At 73.3% G+C, this 12,405-nt stretch carries 10 protein-coding genes and 3 pseudogenes; 5 read left to right on the top strand and 8 right to left on the bottom strand.

The window, feature by feature from the left end; genetic code table 11:
- Positions 1 to 123: 123 nt before the first annotated feature.
- From ACQRUO_RS35000 to ACQRUO_RS34985, 4 genes and pseudogenes are all read right to left on the bottom strand, one after another.
- Entirely contained in the window at positions 124 to 693 is a 570-nt protein-coding gene (locus ACQRUO_RS35000) for an MMPL family transporter (RefSeq protein ID WP_428320192.1), read from the bottom strand.
- Positions 690 to 851, bottom strand: a complete 162-nt coding sequence (locus tag ACQRUO_RS34995) for a hypothetical protein (RefSeq protein WP_428320193.1) — start codon at positions 849 to 851, stop codon at positions 690 to 692. Before ACQRUO_RS34995 ends, ACQRUO_RS35000 begins: the two co-directional genes overlap by 4 nt.
- Before the next feature lie 202 nt (positions 852 to 1,053).
- A pseudogene (locus ACQRUO_RS34990) lies at positions 1,054 to 1,116 on the bottom strand (hypothetical protein); the annotation flags it as partial.
- A gap of 86 nt (positions 1,117 to 1,202) precedes the next feature.
- A complete protein-coding gene (locus tag ACQRUO_RS34985) occupies positions 1,203 to 1,469 on the bottom strand; it encodes a metal-sensitive transcriptional regulator (protein WP_329560941.1) in 267 nt (88 codons plus the stop codon).
- Between the two features lie 137 nt (positions 1,470 to 1,606).
- On the opposite strand from ACQRUO_RS34985, the gene ACQRUO_RS34980 reads away from it, so the two are divergent.
- A complete protein-coding gene (locus ACQRUO_RS34980) occupies positions 1,607 to 2,236 on the top strand; it encodes a class I SAM-dependent methyltransferase (RefSeq protein ID WP_428320191.1) in 630 nt (209 codons plus the stop codon).
- A 76-nt stretch (positions 2,237 to 2,312) separates the two neighbouring features.
- Here ACQRUO_RS34980 and ACQRUO_RS34975 read toward each other — a convergent pair whose 3' ends face one another.
- The 4 genes and pseudogenes from ACQRUO_RS34975 to ACQRUO_RS34960 form a co-directional block, all read right to left on the bottom strand.
- Entirely contained in the window at positions 2,313 to 3,377 is a 1,065-nt protein-coding gene (locus ACQRUO_RS34975; protein ID WP_428320190.1) for a hypothetical protein, read from the bottom strand.
- 377 nt (positions 3,378 to 3,754) lie between these two features.
- Positions 3,755 to 3,991 (bottom strand): hypothetical protein, encoded by a 237-nt coding sequence (locus ACQRUO_RS34970; protein ID WP_428320189.1) that lies wholly within the window; start codon positions 3,989 to 3,991, stop codon positions 3,755 to 3,757.
- A 93-nt stretch (positions 3,992 to 4,084) separates the two neighbouring features.
- Positions 4,085 to 5,197 carry a glycosyltransferase family 2 protein gene (locus ACQRUO_RS34965; protein ID WP_428320188.1) on the bottom strand — a complete coding sequence of 371 codons (1,113 nt, stop codon included), beginning with the start codon at positions 5,195 to 5,197 and terminating at the stop codon, positions 4,085 to 4,087.
- Positions 5,198 to 6,539: 1,342 nt separating this feature from the next.
- Positions 6,540 to 7,550, bottom strand: a pseudogene (locus ACQRUO_RS34960) (NHL repeat-containing protein); the annotation flags it as partial.
- Positions 7,551 to 8,293: 743 nt separating this feature from the next.
- On the opposite strand from ACQRUO_RS34960, the gene ACQRUO_RS34955 reads away from it, so the two are divergent.
- The 4 genes and pseudogenes from ACQRUO_RS34955 (at position 8,294) to ACQRUO_RS34940 (ending at position 12,331) form a co-directional block, all read left to right on the top strand.
- Positions 8,294 to 9,286 carry an ABC transporter substrate-binding protein gene (locus tag ACQRUO_RS34955; RefSeq protein WP_428320187.1) on the top strand — a complete coding sequence of 331 codons (993 nt, stop codon included), beginning with the start codon at positions 8,294 to 8,296 and terminating at the stop codon, positions 9,284 to 9,286.
- Between the two features lie 19 nt (positions 9,287 to 9,305).
- Entirely contained in the window at positions 9,306 to 10,337 is a 1,032-nt protein-coding gene (locus tag ACQRUO_RS34950; RefSeq protein ID WP_428320186.1) for a FecCD family ABC transporter permease, read from the top strand.
- Positions 10,334 to 10,873 (top strand): annotated as a pseudogene (locus ACQRUO_RS34945) (ABC transporter ATP-binding protein); the annotation flags it as partial. The gene ACQRUO_RS34950 and the pseudogene ACQRUO_RS34945, both read left to right, overlap by 4 nt.
- Positions 10,874 to 11,365: 492 nt before the next feature.
- A complete protein-coding gene (locus ACQRUO_RS34940) occupies positions 11,366 to 12,331 on the top strand; it encodes a hypothetical protein (protein ID WP_428320185.1) in 966 nt (321 codons plus the stop codon).
- Positions 12,332 to 12,405 lie beyond the last annotated feature (74 nt).

Below are 12,405 nucleotides of genomic sequence, written 5' to 3'. Positions count from 1 at the left end.
CCCCCCCCCTTCCCCCCCCCCCCCCCCCCCCCCCCCCCCCCCCCCCCCCCCCCCCCCCCCCCCCTTCTCCCCCCCCCCCCCCCCCCCCCCCCCCCCCCCCCCCCACGTCCCCGGGCTCGCCGGTCAGCCGTGCGAGAAGGTGACCCGCGGCAGGATCCGATCCAGCCAGGCCGGGGTGCGCCAGGCGGCCCGGCCGGTGAGCCGCAGCAGGACCGACAGCAGGACCAGCCGGACCAGGACCGCGTCCAGCAGCACCGCCACGCCCAGCACGATGCCCATCTCCTTGGGCGGCAGCGGGCCGGACAGGGCGAAGGTGCAGAAGACCGCGACCATGACGCCGGCCGCCGCGAAGATCACCCGCCCGGAGTGGGCGAGCGCGCCGACCATCGCCTCGCGCGGGTCGCCACTGCGCTCGTAGTGCTCCTTGGCGGAGGCGAGCAGGAAGACGGTGTAGTCCATCGCGATCGCGAAGATCATCGCGAAGAAGAACACCGGCGCCCAGCCGTCCAGGAACCCCTGCGACCGGAAACCCGGGAGGGCCGCTCCGTGCCCGTCCTGGAAGACCAGGCGGGCGACCCCGAACGCCGCTCCGGTGGAGAGCAGGCCGGCGGCCGTGCCGAGCGCGGCGATCAGCGGCGCCCGCAGCGCGACCAGCAGCAGGACGAAGCCCAGGCCCAGGACGACGCCGATCACCAGGGGCGTCTGCTGGGTGAGCAGTCGACGGCGGGCACGGCCTGGATCATCGACCAGCCGGAGCCGTCGGCGGCCACCTGGGTGGGCATGGTGCCCGCGATCCCGGGGGTGGCGGCGAGCTTCGCGGCCACCTCGCCGACCGTGGCACTCGGGGTCACGATCTGCAGGGCACCCGGGGCGCCGGGGCCGAACGCCTGCTGGACGGCGGTGTAGCCGCAGACCGGCGGCCACCAGCGAGCCGAAGGCCAGGACCAGGATGGCCAGGGTGACCGGCCAGGAGGTGATCTCGGACTTCATCATGGCGTCGTGGTCGGCGGTGTTGAAGTCGCTCCACAGCACGGAGGCACCGGTGGCGTGGACGCTGATCCCGGGCTCGGAGAGGGCGGCGAGCGGCCCCTTCAGCCGGTCGGCGGCCCGCACCATGTCGTCGGGTGCGGCCTTGGCCCCGGCGAGCAGCACGGCGGTGCGCAATCAGGGTAAGCGGACCCCGGCGATGACGCCGGGGCGGGTCAGGCCAGGGTGAGGAAGAGCTTCTCCAGCTCGGCCTCGCTCATCGGCGGGGCCTCGCCGTCGGCGGCTGCCATGCACTGGCGCATGCCGCTGGCCACGATCTTGAAGCCGGCCCGGTCCAGGGCCCGGGACACGGCGGCGAGTTGCGTCACGACGTCCTTGCAGTCGCGCCCCGCCTCGATCATCGCGATCACACCGGCGAGCTGCCCCTGGGCCCGGCGGAGCCGGTTGAGGACCGCACCGACGGCGTCGTCATCGACCTGCATGGTCGCACCTCCCGAATGTCGTTCTCGGGTCGAGTGTACCCCGTGGGGTATATCGGGAGGCCGGTCGCCGATCGCCGCCTCGGGCACCCTGACACCGTGTTCGGTAAGGTCGGCACCCAGGGCCTCGGGAGGCGGCGATGGGCGGCAGCGGAATGGACAGCGACGCCTGGGACGCCAGGTACGCGGTGACGGAGCCGCTGTGGGGCGTCGCGCCGAACCGGTGGGTGGTCCGGGAGACCGCCGACCTGCCGCCCGGCCGGGCGCTGGACCTGGCTGCGGGCGAGGGCCGCAACGGCAGCTGGCTCGCGGGCCGGGGCTGGCGGGTCACGGCCGTCGACTTCTCCGCCGTCGCCCTGGAGCGCGCCCGCCGGCTCGCGGAAGCCGCCGCGACCGCCGACCGCCTCACCCTGGTGCACGCCGACGTGCTGACCTACCGCCCCGAGCCCGCCGGTTTCGACCTGGTCCTGATCGCCTACCTCCAACTGCCGGCCGCACAGCGCGCGACCGCCCTGCACCACGCGGCCGACGCCCTCGCCCCGGGCGGCACCCTGCTGGTCGTCGGGCACGACACGAGCAACCTCACCGACGGGACCGGCGGACCGCAGGACGCGCGCGTCCTGTTCACCCCGGACGACGTGCTGGCCGACCTCGCCGACCGCGGGCTCGGCACCGTCCGCGCCGAACGCGTCCGCCGACCCGTCGCCCGCCCGGACGGCAGCACCGCCGAGGCGATCGACGCGCTCGTCCGCCTCGAACGACGACCGTGACCGGTCCCCCGCACAACCGCGCGTGGGCTCCGAGAACCGTGGGGGGGGGTTCCCGGGGCCCGTGGCGGGAGGTGGGTCAGCCGACCGTCGGGTGGGTCAGCGCGCAGCCGTTGGTGTCGTTCGACCAGCTGCCCTGCAGGGTGTAGGTGCCGTTGCCCATGGTGACGCTGCCGGCGGCACCGGTGCCGGTCTTCAGCCAGGCGCACTCGTCGGCGTTCTCCTGGCCGTTGCTCGGGTTGGTCCAACCGCCCGACGGGAACTGGTCGGTGACGTTCTCGGAGTACTCGTGGCCGAGGGTCATCGTCCAGCCGTCGAGGGTGCCCGCGGTGCCGGAGTTGATGAAGTTGACGCCGCAGTTGGCGCCCGCGTCCATGTTGTAGGGCTGGTTGGAGAAGGCGAAGTCGCCGACGTCGGAGGTGACGGCACCGCCGGTCAGGGTGGTGTCGCCGTTGTAGTCGTGCCAGGCGCAGAACCCGGTGGTGGTGCTCTGGTAGTTGTCGGGGTTGGTGCCCTGCGGCGACAGGACGACGTAGTACGCGTCGCGGTTGGCGGCGGCGGTCAGGTTGCCGAAGTGGTGCGCCGCGGCCAGCGCCTCGACGCCCAGCTGGTGGCCGGTGGCCTGGGCCGGGGAGGCCGTGGAGTTGTCGTACCAGACGCCGGAGAGCACGCCGCCGGTCGGGTAGGGGACGTGGGCGGCGCCGGCCGGGCAGCTGGTGGCGCCCTTGGCGACGAGCGGGCCGTCGCAGTACTGGGTCATGGTGCCGGACCACTGCTCGCCGCCGGTGCCGATGCCCTTGAACAGGTTCTGCGCGACCGGGGCGCCGTGGTACGGGTCGTTGCTGAAGGTCAGGTCGCCGTTGGCGTCGGTGCCCTGGGTGCCCCACTGGTTACCGTAGAAGACGACGTAGACCTTCGGCTGGCCGCTCGTCACACCCACGCCGTTGGTGCCACCGCCGTAGACGAGGGTGCCGGAGGTGTGCTTGGCACCCTTCTGCGCCGCCTTGGCGTCGGCGAGCTCCGGCATGTAGCCGTGGCCGCGGTTGCCGGCCGCGTGCGAGCCGCCGTCGGGGGCGACGGCGGCCGAGGCCGGACCGGCGGAGAGCGCGGTGGTGGCGGCCAGCAGAGCAGCTGCGCCGAGCACGGCCGCTCCGGCGCGGCGCCGGGATGACGAACCGTTGATCATTGTGTCGTGCCTCTCGGTTGGAGACCTCGCACCACCGCTCTGTGGCGGACGGCGCGCTTCGGGTGGGGGGCACGCCGGATTCGGCCGGCGCGGCGTCCCGCGCAGCCTCCAACCGGCGTCCGATGCACGGGAATCGAGCCATCCCGACCTGTTGGCCAGTGGATGATCACCGTCCCGTGGTCGGCGAAATTAGCAGCCGCTGTCCGGCGGGTCAACGGTGGTCGTCGACCCGGTCAATACTGTGAATGGGGCTGTGAGCTGCGGCAGTCCGTACACCGCAGATCCGTGGGGTCGTCCGTTCCCGAAGCCCGGCACAGCCGGGACATTCAGTGTTTTCAGGACACCGCGATCCAGGCCCCGTCGCCGTCCCGCAGCCGCTCGCCGCGCAGTTGCCGGCGCGGCGGCTGCACGGTGGTGAGCGCCTGCGCGATGCGGCGCCGGGGTGGCAGCAGCTTGGCGACGGAGGCCCCCGCCATCACCAGCGTCGTCGCCGCCACCACGGTGGCCAGCGCCTGGAAGCCGGAGCCGGGCCGCGCGAGGCCCTTCAGCGAGAGCACCGACGCCCCGCCCACCCCCAGCGCTCCGGCTGCCGGTAGTCCTCCGTACACGCGATCTCTGCCCCTCCACGACGGTGCCGGACGGTGGACGCTGCGCCGGGCTGCGGCTCAGGTGGCGCGCCAGTGCTCCTCACGGCGCCGCAGCGCGTCCCACAGGGCGCGGAGGTAGACGGCGTGCTGGAACAGGTCGTAGGCCAGCTCGACGCCGAGCGTGCCGGCCAGCAGCTGGGCCCGCCAGCCGGCGCCGCGGGCGGTGACCACCTTCTCCAGCACGAAGACCAGGCCGACGGCGAGCCAGAAGGCGGTGAACTCCGGCTTCCCCCGGGCCAGCATCCAGCCGGTGAAGACCAGGTAGAGGGCCAGGAAGAGGACGGACAGGCCCATCAGGCCCTGCCGCAGGAAGTAGGGGGCGGTGACCCTGGTCCAGCCGTAGTCGCGCAGGTTCTCCAGCGCGCCGCGCTGCCAGCGCAGCCGCTGGTGCCAGAGCGTCGACAGACTGGTCATCACCTCGGTCACCACGCCGCAGCCGGCCGGGGAGACCGTCCGGTAGCCCAAGGTCCGTACCGCCTTGGTGATTTCGTCGTCCTCGGTGAGGGAGGCGAGCGAGTAGTAGGAGCTGCCGCCGCCGATCAGCCCGGCCCGGCGGGCCCGCCGCACCTCGCGCAGGGTGGTGACCCGGAAGAGCGTGGCGGTGCCGGTGAGCACGTCCGCCCGGTACTCGCGGCGGGCGATCTCGCGGGCGTAGCGGTGGAACTCGATGCGCTGCAACGCCCCGAGCAGGCCACCGCCCGGCTCGCCGTAGAAGATGCCGCCGACCGCACCGACCGTGCCGTCCATCGCGGCGACGGCGCTGGCCAGGAAGGACGGCTGCAGCATGGTGTCGGCGTCCTGGACCAGGACCAGGTCGCCGTCGTCGAGGATGTCCAGCAGCCGGCCGAGGGCCTGGTTGAGGGCACCGGCCTTCTTGTGCCGGTTCTCCCGCGTCTCGAGGACGGTGGCGCCGTTGGCCCGGGCGATGTCCGCGGTCTCGTCGGTGCAGTTGTCGGCCACCACCACGATCCGGTGCGGCGGTCGCTGCTGGCGGTACAGCGCCGCGATGGCGGCGGCGATCCGCTCGGCCTCGTCGTGGGCGGGGATGAGCGCGAGGATGTGGGGGGCCGCCGGCGTCCCGCCGTGGCGGGGGCGGGGGGCCGGGCGTCGTCCGGGGCGGGGCCAGCGCATGCGGGTGCTCCTGGAGCGGTGTGGTCCGGGGACGGCCGAGCTTGGCGGAGCCGGGGCGGATCTCGACGGTGTCCTGGGCTGCGGCGAAGACCGGCGCACCCAGCTGGATGCCGACCAGGGCCCGCCCGACCGGGGCCGTCGCGCCGACCGCCAGGGCCGGGTAGATCGACACCCAGGCGTCCGTGCCGGGCCCGCTCGGCACCAGGTCCAGCCGGACGGCCGGGCAGGTCAGGGTGCGGCGGTCGGCCGACAGCACGCCGGTGGCGACGACCTCGTGGCTCTCGTCCTCCCAGCGGGTGTAGGCCACCCGGTCCTCGGTGAACTGCAGCCCGTCGGGGGCGGTGAAGACCACCCTGACCGTGCCGATGGTGGGCCGACCGGTGTTGCGGATGACGAACGCGGGGTAGATCCAGCGGTCCTGTCCCGCGGTCGCCGTCAGCGTCTGCGTCCTGATGTCGGCCCGCAGCCCGCTGTCGGCGATCCGGCCGGAGATCTGGATCGGCGCCAGCCGCCCGATGCTCGCCGAGCCGTTGTCGTAGCGGCCGGGCAGGGCGTCGGCGCGGGCCTGCACCGGGATCGTGTAGACGAGCGAACCGGTGTCGCTGGTGGTGGTGTTGAGGTGCGGGTTCGAGCTGATCACCAGGGTCCGCCCGGAGTCCAGGATGGTGTGGTCCAGGTTGCCGGTGATCACGCCGTGGACGGTGTCGTAGTACGCGTAGGTGGGCTGGCCGCTGTAGCTGAAGCCGTCCGGGGCGGTGAACCGCTGGTCGATCACGCCCGGGTTCACCGGCTGGCCGGTGGCGGAGGTGAACTTCACGGTGAAGACGGTCTGTTGACCGGGCGCGGCGAGCGGGATGGTGTCCTGGATGACGGTCAGGGCCCGCTCGTCGCCGACCGGTGCGGGGACGACGACCGTCACGGGCAACTGCTCGACGTTGTCCTTGAGGTTGATCTCGCCGCTGTACTGGATCTCCACCGTGGAGGTGTAGAGGCCCGGCGGCGTGTCGCTCGCGGCGCCGACCCGGAAGACGCCGTCCAGGGAACCCTGGTTGGGCAGCAGTTGCTGGCCGGGGAAGGTGCGGCTGAGCCGCCGGCCGGTGCTGCCGGGGCCGCCCACCAGGCCGTCGGCCAGGGTCAGCACGACGGTGACGAACCGCCCGTCGACCGTGTTCGGCCCGCGGTTCTTCACCCGGATGCCGAGGTCGAACTGCTGCCCGCGCTGGACCGCGTGGGGGTAGACGGCCTCGCCGTACAGGTCCGCGGCCGGCTGCACCGGCGGCTTCATGTCGGCCACCGCCGTCACGCCGCGGACCCGGTGGTTACAGTAATCGCCGATGTACAGGTTCCCCACGGCGTCCAGTGCCACCCCGATCGGGTTGTAGAGCCGGGTGGCGACGGCTGGGCCGCCGTCGTCGACGTAACCTGCGATCCCGTTGCCCGCCACCGTGGTGATGATGCCGCTGGTCGACACCTTGCGCACGCGGTGGTTCAGGCTGTCGCCGATGTACAGATTGCCCGCGGCATCCAGCGCCACGTCGTAGGGACCGTTCAGACTGGTGGCGACGGCGGGTCCGCCGTCGGAGACGTACCCCGCCTGGCCGTTGCCGGCGACGGTCGTGATGATGCCGTTGCGGGACACCTTGCGGACCCGGTGGTTGCCGAAGTCGGCGATGTACAGGTTCCCCTCGCGATCGACGGCCACCCCGCTGGGGTTCTGGAGCCGGGTGGCGGTGGCCGGTCCGCCATCGGAGACGTACCCCGCCTGGCCGTTGCCGGCGACGGTCGTGATGATCCCGGCAGGAGACACCCTGCGGACCCGGTTGCCGAGCCATTCGGTGAAGTACAGGTTTCCCTCGAGGTCCACTGCAACACCGTGGGGGGCGTTCAGTGGGGTGGCGGTGGCCGGTCCACCGTCGGAGACGTACCCCGCCTGGCCGTTGCCGGCGACGGTCGTGATGATCCCGGCAGGGGTGACCTTGCGGATCCGGTTGTTGGCGCCGTCGGAGAAGTAGATGTTGCCGGTGTCGTCGACGGCCACCTTGATGGGCTGGTTGAGCTTGGTGGCGACGGCAGGTCCGCCGTCGGACACGTACCCCGGCTGGCCGTTCCCCGCGATGGTGGTGATGATCCCGTCGGGGGTCACCCTGCGGACCCGGTGATTGCTACGGTCCGGGATGTAGAGGTTGCCCTGCTTGTCGAGGGCCACGCCTTGGGGGTAGTTGAGCCTCGTCAGGGCCGCGGGGCCACCGTCGGAGACGTAGCCGGCGGCGCCGGTGCCGGCGACCGTGGCGATGGCGCCATCGGGCAGGCCCTTGGGCTGGGGTCCGGTTCCGGTACTCGATTCGACTGCCATCAGTGCTGCTCCCGTCTGCGGGCAGGACACATCGGGCGCGGGGGTGCCGCGTCGATGAGGAGGGGATGGGTCCGGAGTACGCCGTAGCCTAACCAGCCGACTCCGGCGCACCCCCATGCTCCTTCCGGACAATCCGGCCGTCGGCCGGAACGACACCCTTGCGCGTCAACACCCTTGTGCAAGTGGACCCTTGAGCTCCGAGGCCGAACCCCGCGGCCACCTTGCCGAAGCCGCATATGTCACGGGTCCACGCCACCGGCATGCCGCCGGCCACTGCCCGCGGGGCCGACGCCCAGAGCGCCCGTGCGCACCGGAAACCCGCCGACGGACCACCGCCGTCGGCCACCGGCCGCCCGACCCGGTGGCCGGAATGCGGCGCGCCCGGTCGCTGCCGCGGCACGGGCCCGCCGCGGGCCACCCCCCGAAACGATCATTCCGACACCAGTCGGTCCCTTCGTCACCGAACCCACCGTGCTAAGGTGCCGCGGTTGGATACCTGCACCATCGTGCAGGTGTTCGCCAGCGCGCCAGGCAGCGAAGCCGGTGACGCCCGCGACCCGCGGGCCAGTCCGGCGCTGTCCCGCAACTGTGAGGGCCGCCCGTTCCGGGGCCCGAGCCAGGTCGCCTCCTGTCGCGCAACGACATCGACCCTCGTGGGAAGGGGCGATCCGTCTCCGTCGGTGCTCCTGGCGCCGCCGCTCAACGGGTTGGCCGCTTCCCGCCCGCACAGGAGGAAGTGGCGCATGACGCCCCACCCCGCCCGGCGCACGCCGCTCGTCCGTGCCCTGTCCGCAGCGACCGCCCTGGTCGCGGCCACGGCAGTGCTCGCCGGCTGCAGCAGCTCCAAGAGCTCCGGCGGCACCGCGTCCGCCGCGCCCGCCGGGTCACCGGCCGCCGCGTCGTTCCCGGTCACGGTGACCCCCTCGAACGGCAGCGTCACCATCAAGAGCCAGCCGCAGCACATCGTCTCGCTCTCGCCGACGGCGACCGAGGACCTGTACGCGGTGGGTGCGGGCAAGCAGGTCGTCGCGGTCGACTCCACCTCGAACTACCCCTCCGGCGTGCCGACCTCCAGCCTCAGCGGGCTGACCCCGAACATCGAGGCGATCGTCAAGTACAGCCCGGACCTGGTGATCGCCTCCCAGGACGCGAACGGGCTGGTCGCCGGGCTCACCAAGCTCGGCGTGCCGGTGCTGATCGAGCCAGCGGCGACCAAGCTGGACGACGCCTACCAGCAGATCAACCAGATCGGCCAGGCCACCGGCCACACCGCCGAGGCCACGCAGACCGTCGCCGACATGAAGTCCAAGATCGACGCCACGGTCAAGCAGGCCGGCTCCGGCCACGGCAACCTGAGCTACTTCTGGGAGGTGAGCGCCAACCCCTACTACTCGGCGACCTCCTCCACCTTCGTCGGCCAGGTCGCCTCGCTGTTCGGCCTGAAGAACATCGCCGACGCGGCCGCCAAGGCCTCCGACGGCGGCTACCCCCAGCTGGCCCAGGAGTACATCGTCTCGGCGCAGCCGCAGCTGGTCTTCCTCACCGACAACGACGCCGCCGACGGCGGGCAGACCCCGCAGGTGGTCGCGGCCCGGCCCGGCTGGTCGACGATCCCGGCGGTGAAGAACGGTCAGGTCATCGGCCTGAACGACGACGTCGCCTCGCGCTGGGGCCCGCGCCTGCCCGAGCTGGTCTCGGAGATCGCGCAGGCGGTCCAGAAGGCCCCCGCCCAGTGACGGACGACGGACGGCAGTCGTGATCCGGAGCGCCTTCCGCTCCCGCACGGTGCGGGCCTACGGCATCGCGGTGGCCTTCCTGGCCGCCGCGGTGCTGGTCGGCGCGATGGCCGGGGCCGCGGACCTCAATCCGCTGGCCACGGCCGCCGCGCTGCTGGACCGGCTGCCGTTCGTGCACCTGACCTCGGGCCTCAGCCCGCTGGACCACGCGGTGCTCTTCCAGATCCGGCTGCCGCGCCTGGCGCTCGGTGCGCTGGTCGGCGGCGCGCTCTCGCTGGCCGGCGCGGGCTACCAAGGCGTGTTCCGCAACCCGCTGGTCGACTCCTCGCTGCTCGGCTCCTCGGCCGGGGCCGGCCTCGGCGCGACGATCGCCATCGTCTCGCTGGGAACCTCCTCGCCGGCGGCCGTGCCGGTGGCCGCGTTCGTCGGCTCGCTGGCCGGGGTGGCCGTCTCCTACCTGGCCGGCGCGGCCGGCGGCCCCGACACCTCGACGCTGCTGCTGGCCGGGCTGGCGGTCTCGATGTTCCTGACCGCCGTCCAGACCTACGTGCTGCAACGCTCCACCCAGGACATCCAGCAGGTCTACTCCTGGCTGCTGGGATCGCTGTCGGCCGCCACCTGGCACCAGGCCGGCGAGATCCTGCCCTACCTGGCGGTCTCGGTCACCGCGGTGCTGCTGCACGGCCGGCACCTCGACGTGCTCTCGGTCGGCGACGAGGAGGCCCGCTCGCTGGGCCTGCGCCCGGGCCGGATCAGGCTGGTCGTGGTGGCCGGCTGCGCGCTGGCCGCGGCGAGCGCGGTGGCGGTCAGCGGGCTCATCGGCTTCGTCGGCATCATCGTGCCGCACGCGGTGCGCCGGCTGGCCGGCTCCTCCTACCGGCACGTGCTGCCGCTCTCGCTGCTGTTCGGCGCCGCCTTCCTGGTCCTCGCCGACACCCTGGCGCGCACCGTCGTGGCACCGGCCGAGCTGCCCATCGGCGTGGTCACCGCGCTGATCGGCTCCCCGGCGTTCGTCTGGATCCTGCGCTCCACCCGGTCGGTGCGCACATGAGCGCGGCCGCACCCGCAGCCGCAGGCGCGCCGGGCCTGGAGGTGGCCGGGGTCGACGTCGCGCTGGACCGCACCCCCGTGGTGCACGCGGTCTCCTGCTCCGTCGACCCCGGCGGCTGGCTGGCCCTGATCGGCCCCAACGGCGCCGGCAAGTCCACCCTGCTGCGCGCCGTCGCCGGGCTGCTCCCGCACCGCGGCACGGTCCACGTGCACGGCAGCGAGGTCACCCGGCTGCGCGCCCGCGACCGGGCCCGCCTGATCGCCTACGTGCCGCAGCACCCCGTGCTCCCGCCCGACATGACGGTCCGCGAGTACGTGCTGCTGGGCCGCACCCCGCACCTCGGCTACCTCGCCAACCCCGGCGAGCGCGACCGCAGCGCGGCCGCCGCGATGCTGGCCGCCCTGGACCTCACCCACTACGCCGACCGCCGGCTGGCCGCCCTCTCCGGCGGTGAACGCCAACGCGCCGCCCTCGCCCGGGCGCTGGCCCAGGAACCGCGGCTGCTGCTGCTCGACGAGCCCACCTCGGCCCTCGACCTCGGCCACCAGCAGCACGTGCTGGACCTGGTGGACGAGTTGCGCACCACGCGGCGCCTGACCGTCGTCACCACCCTGCACGACCTGACCACCGCTGCCCAGTACGCCGACCGGCTGGTCCTGCTGCACGGCGGCCGGGTCGAGGCGAGCGGCCCGCCCGGCGAGGTCCTCACCCAGGACGTGATCGCCCGGGTGTACGCGGCCCGCGTCGCGGTGACCACGGACCCCGACGGCCGCCCCGTGATCACCCCGTTGCGCGGTCAGCGGCCCTGACCTGCCGGCGGGTCGGCGCCCACAGGCGCGGCCGGTGGCTCGTCCTCCCCCCGCACCCGACGGCACCCCTTCCCAAGCGCCCCGGCAGCCGCCATCATGGCTCCGCTCCCTTGTCCGTCCACGGTCATCTCGCCGGGCCCCACACCCGGTTGACGGCCGACCTCGCCATGTCCCGATGCACCGCACGCAGTTGACCCCCACCTCCGTCAGGAGTAACTCATGCGCATCGTCAGCTCCAAGAGCCTCGCCTCCCTGACCGCCGTCCTGGCGCTCACCGCGCTCGGCACCACCGCGCTGGCGCCCGGCGCCGAAGCCCGCCCGGCCCCGGTCGCCCAGGGTCACGGCCACGCCCACGCGGGGGTCAAGTCGATCAACGGCGCCAAGGGCCTGCGGGCCCGCACGGCCCCGACCGACGCCGCCAACACGCTCAGCGTGCAGTCCAGCGGCAGCCAGGGCGTGGTCTCGCCCAACCCGCAGGTCTACCTGGTCTTCTGGGGCTCGCAGTGGTCCAACGACCCGGCCGGCGTGGCGCCCGACATGCAGAGCATGTTCAACGGGCTCTACGGCGGCCAGGACACCTGGGGCACCATCCTCGACCAGTACTGCGAGGGCGTCGCCACCGGCACCACCGACTGCGCCGGCAACGGCACCCCCGTCAGCCACCCGACCAGCAGCCCGCTGGCCGGCGTCTGGTTCGACAACGCGGCGCCCGCCCCGGACAGCGCCGCCGCGAGCGACCTCGCCGGCGAAGCCGCCAGCGCCGCCGCGCACTTCGGCAACACCACCCAGGCGCCCAACCTCAACGCCCAGTACGTGATCCTCTCCCCCACCGGCACCCACCCGGACGGCTTCCCGGACTCCGGCTTCTGCGCCTGGCACGACCAGACCTCCAGCCCGTACGGCACGCTGGCCTACACCAACATGCCGTACATCCCGGACAGCGGTGCCGGCGCCTGCACCACCTTCACCGACGGTCGCCTGCTCTCCGGCATCGAGTCCACCGAGACGCACGAGTACGCCGAGACCGTGACCGACTTCTGGCCCAGCACCGGCTGGAACGGCGGCGGCGGTGAGATCGGCGACGAGTGCCAGAACATGGACGCCTACGTCACCCTGTCCACCGGCACCTTCGACCTCCAGGGCCTGTGGTCCAACGCGGCCGACGCCTGCGTCACCCAGGGCTGAGCAGCACGCGGGGCGGACGGCGCCGGGGCCGGGCAGACCCCCCACCCCCCCGCCCCCCCCCTCCCACCCCCACC

Source organism: Kitasatospora sp. LaBMicrA B282 (assembly GCF_050325825.1).
Lineage (GTDB): Bacteria > Actinomycetota > Actinomycetes > Streptomycetales > Streptomycetaceae > Kitasatospora.
The sequence above is the reverse complement of the archived record's forward strand: the minus strand, read 5'-3'. Positions and strand labels throughout refer to the sequence as shown.

Coding starts and splice junctions, on each gene's coding strand:
- ACQRUO_RS34985 (WP_329560941.1), bottom strand. CDS start 1,469: ATGCAGGTCGATGACGACGCCGTCGGTGCGGTCCTCAACCGGCTCCGC.
- ACQRUO_RS34980 (WP_428320191.1), top strand. CDS start 1,607: ATGGGCGGCAGCGGAATGGACAGCGACGCCTGGGACGCCAGGTACGCG.
- ACQRUO_RS34965 (WP_428320188.1), bottom strand. CDS start 5,197: ATGCGCTGGCCCCGCCCCGGACGACGCCCGGCCCCCCGCCCCCGCCAC.
- ACQRUO_RS34955 (WP_428320187.1), top strand. CDS start 8,294: ATGACGCCCCACCCCGCCCGGCGCACGCCGCTCGTCCGTGCCCTGTCC.
- ACQRUO_RS34940 (WP_428320185.1), top strand. CDS start 11,366: ATGCGCATCGTCAGCTCCAAGAGCCTCGCCTCCCTGACCGCCGTCCTG.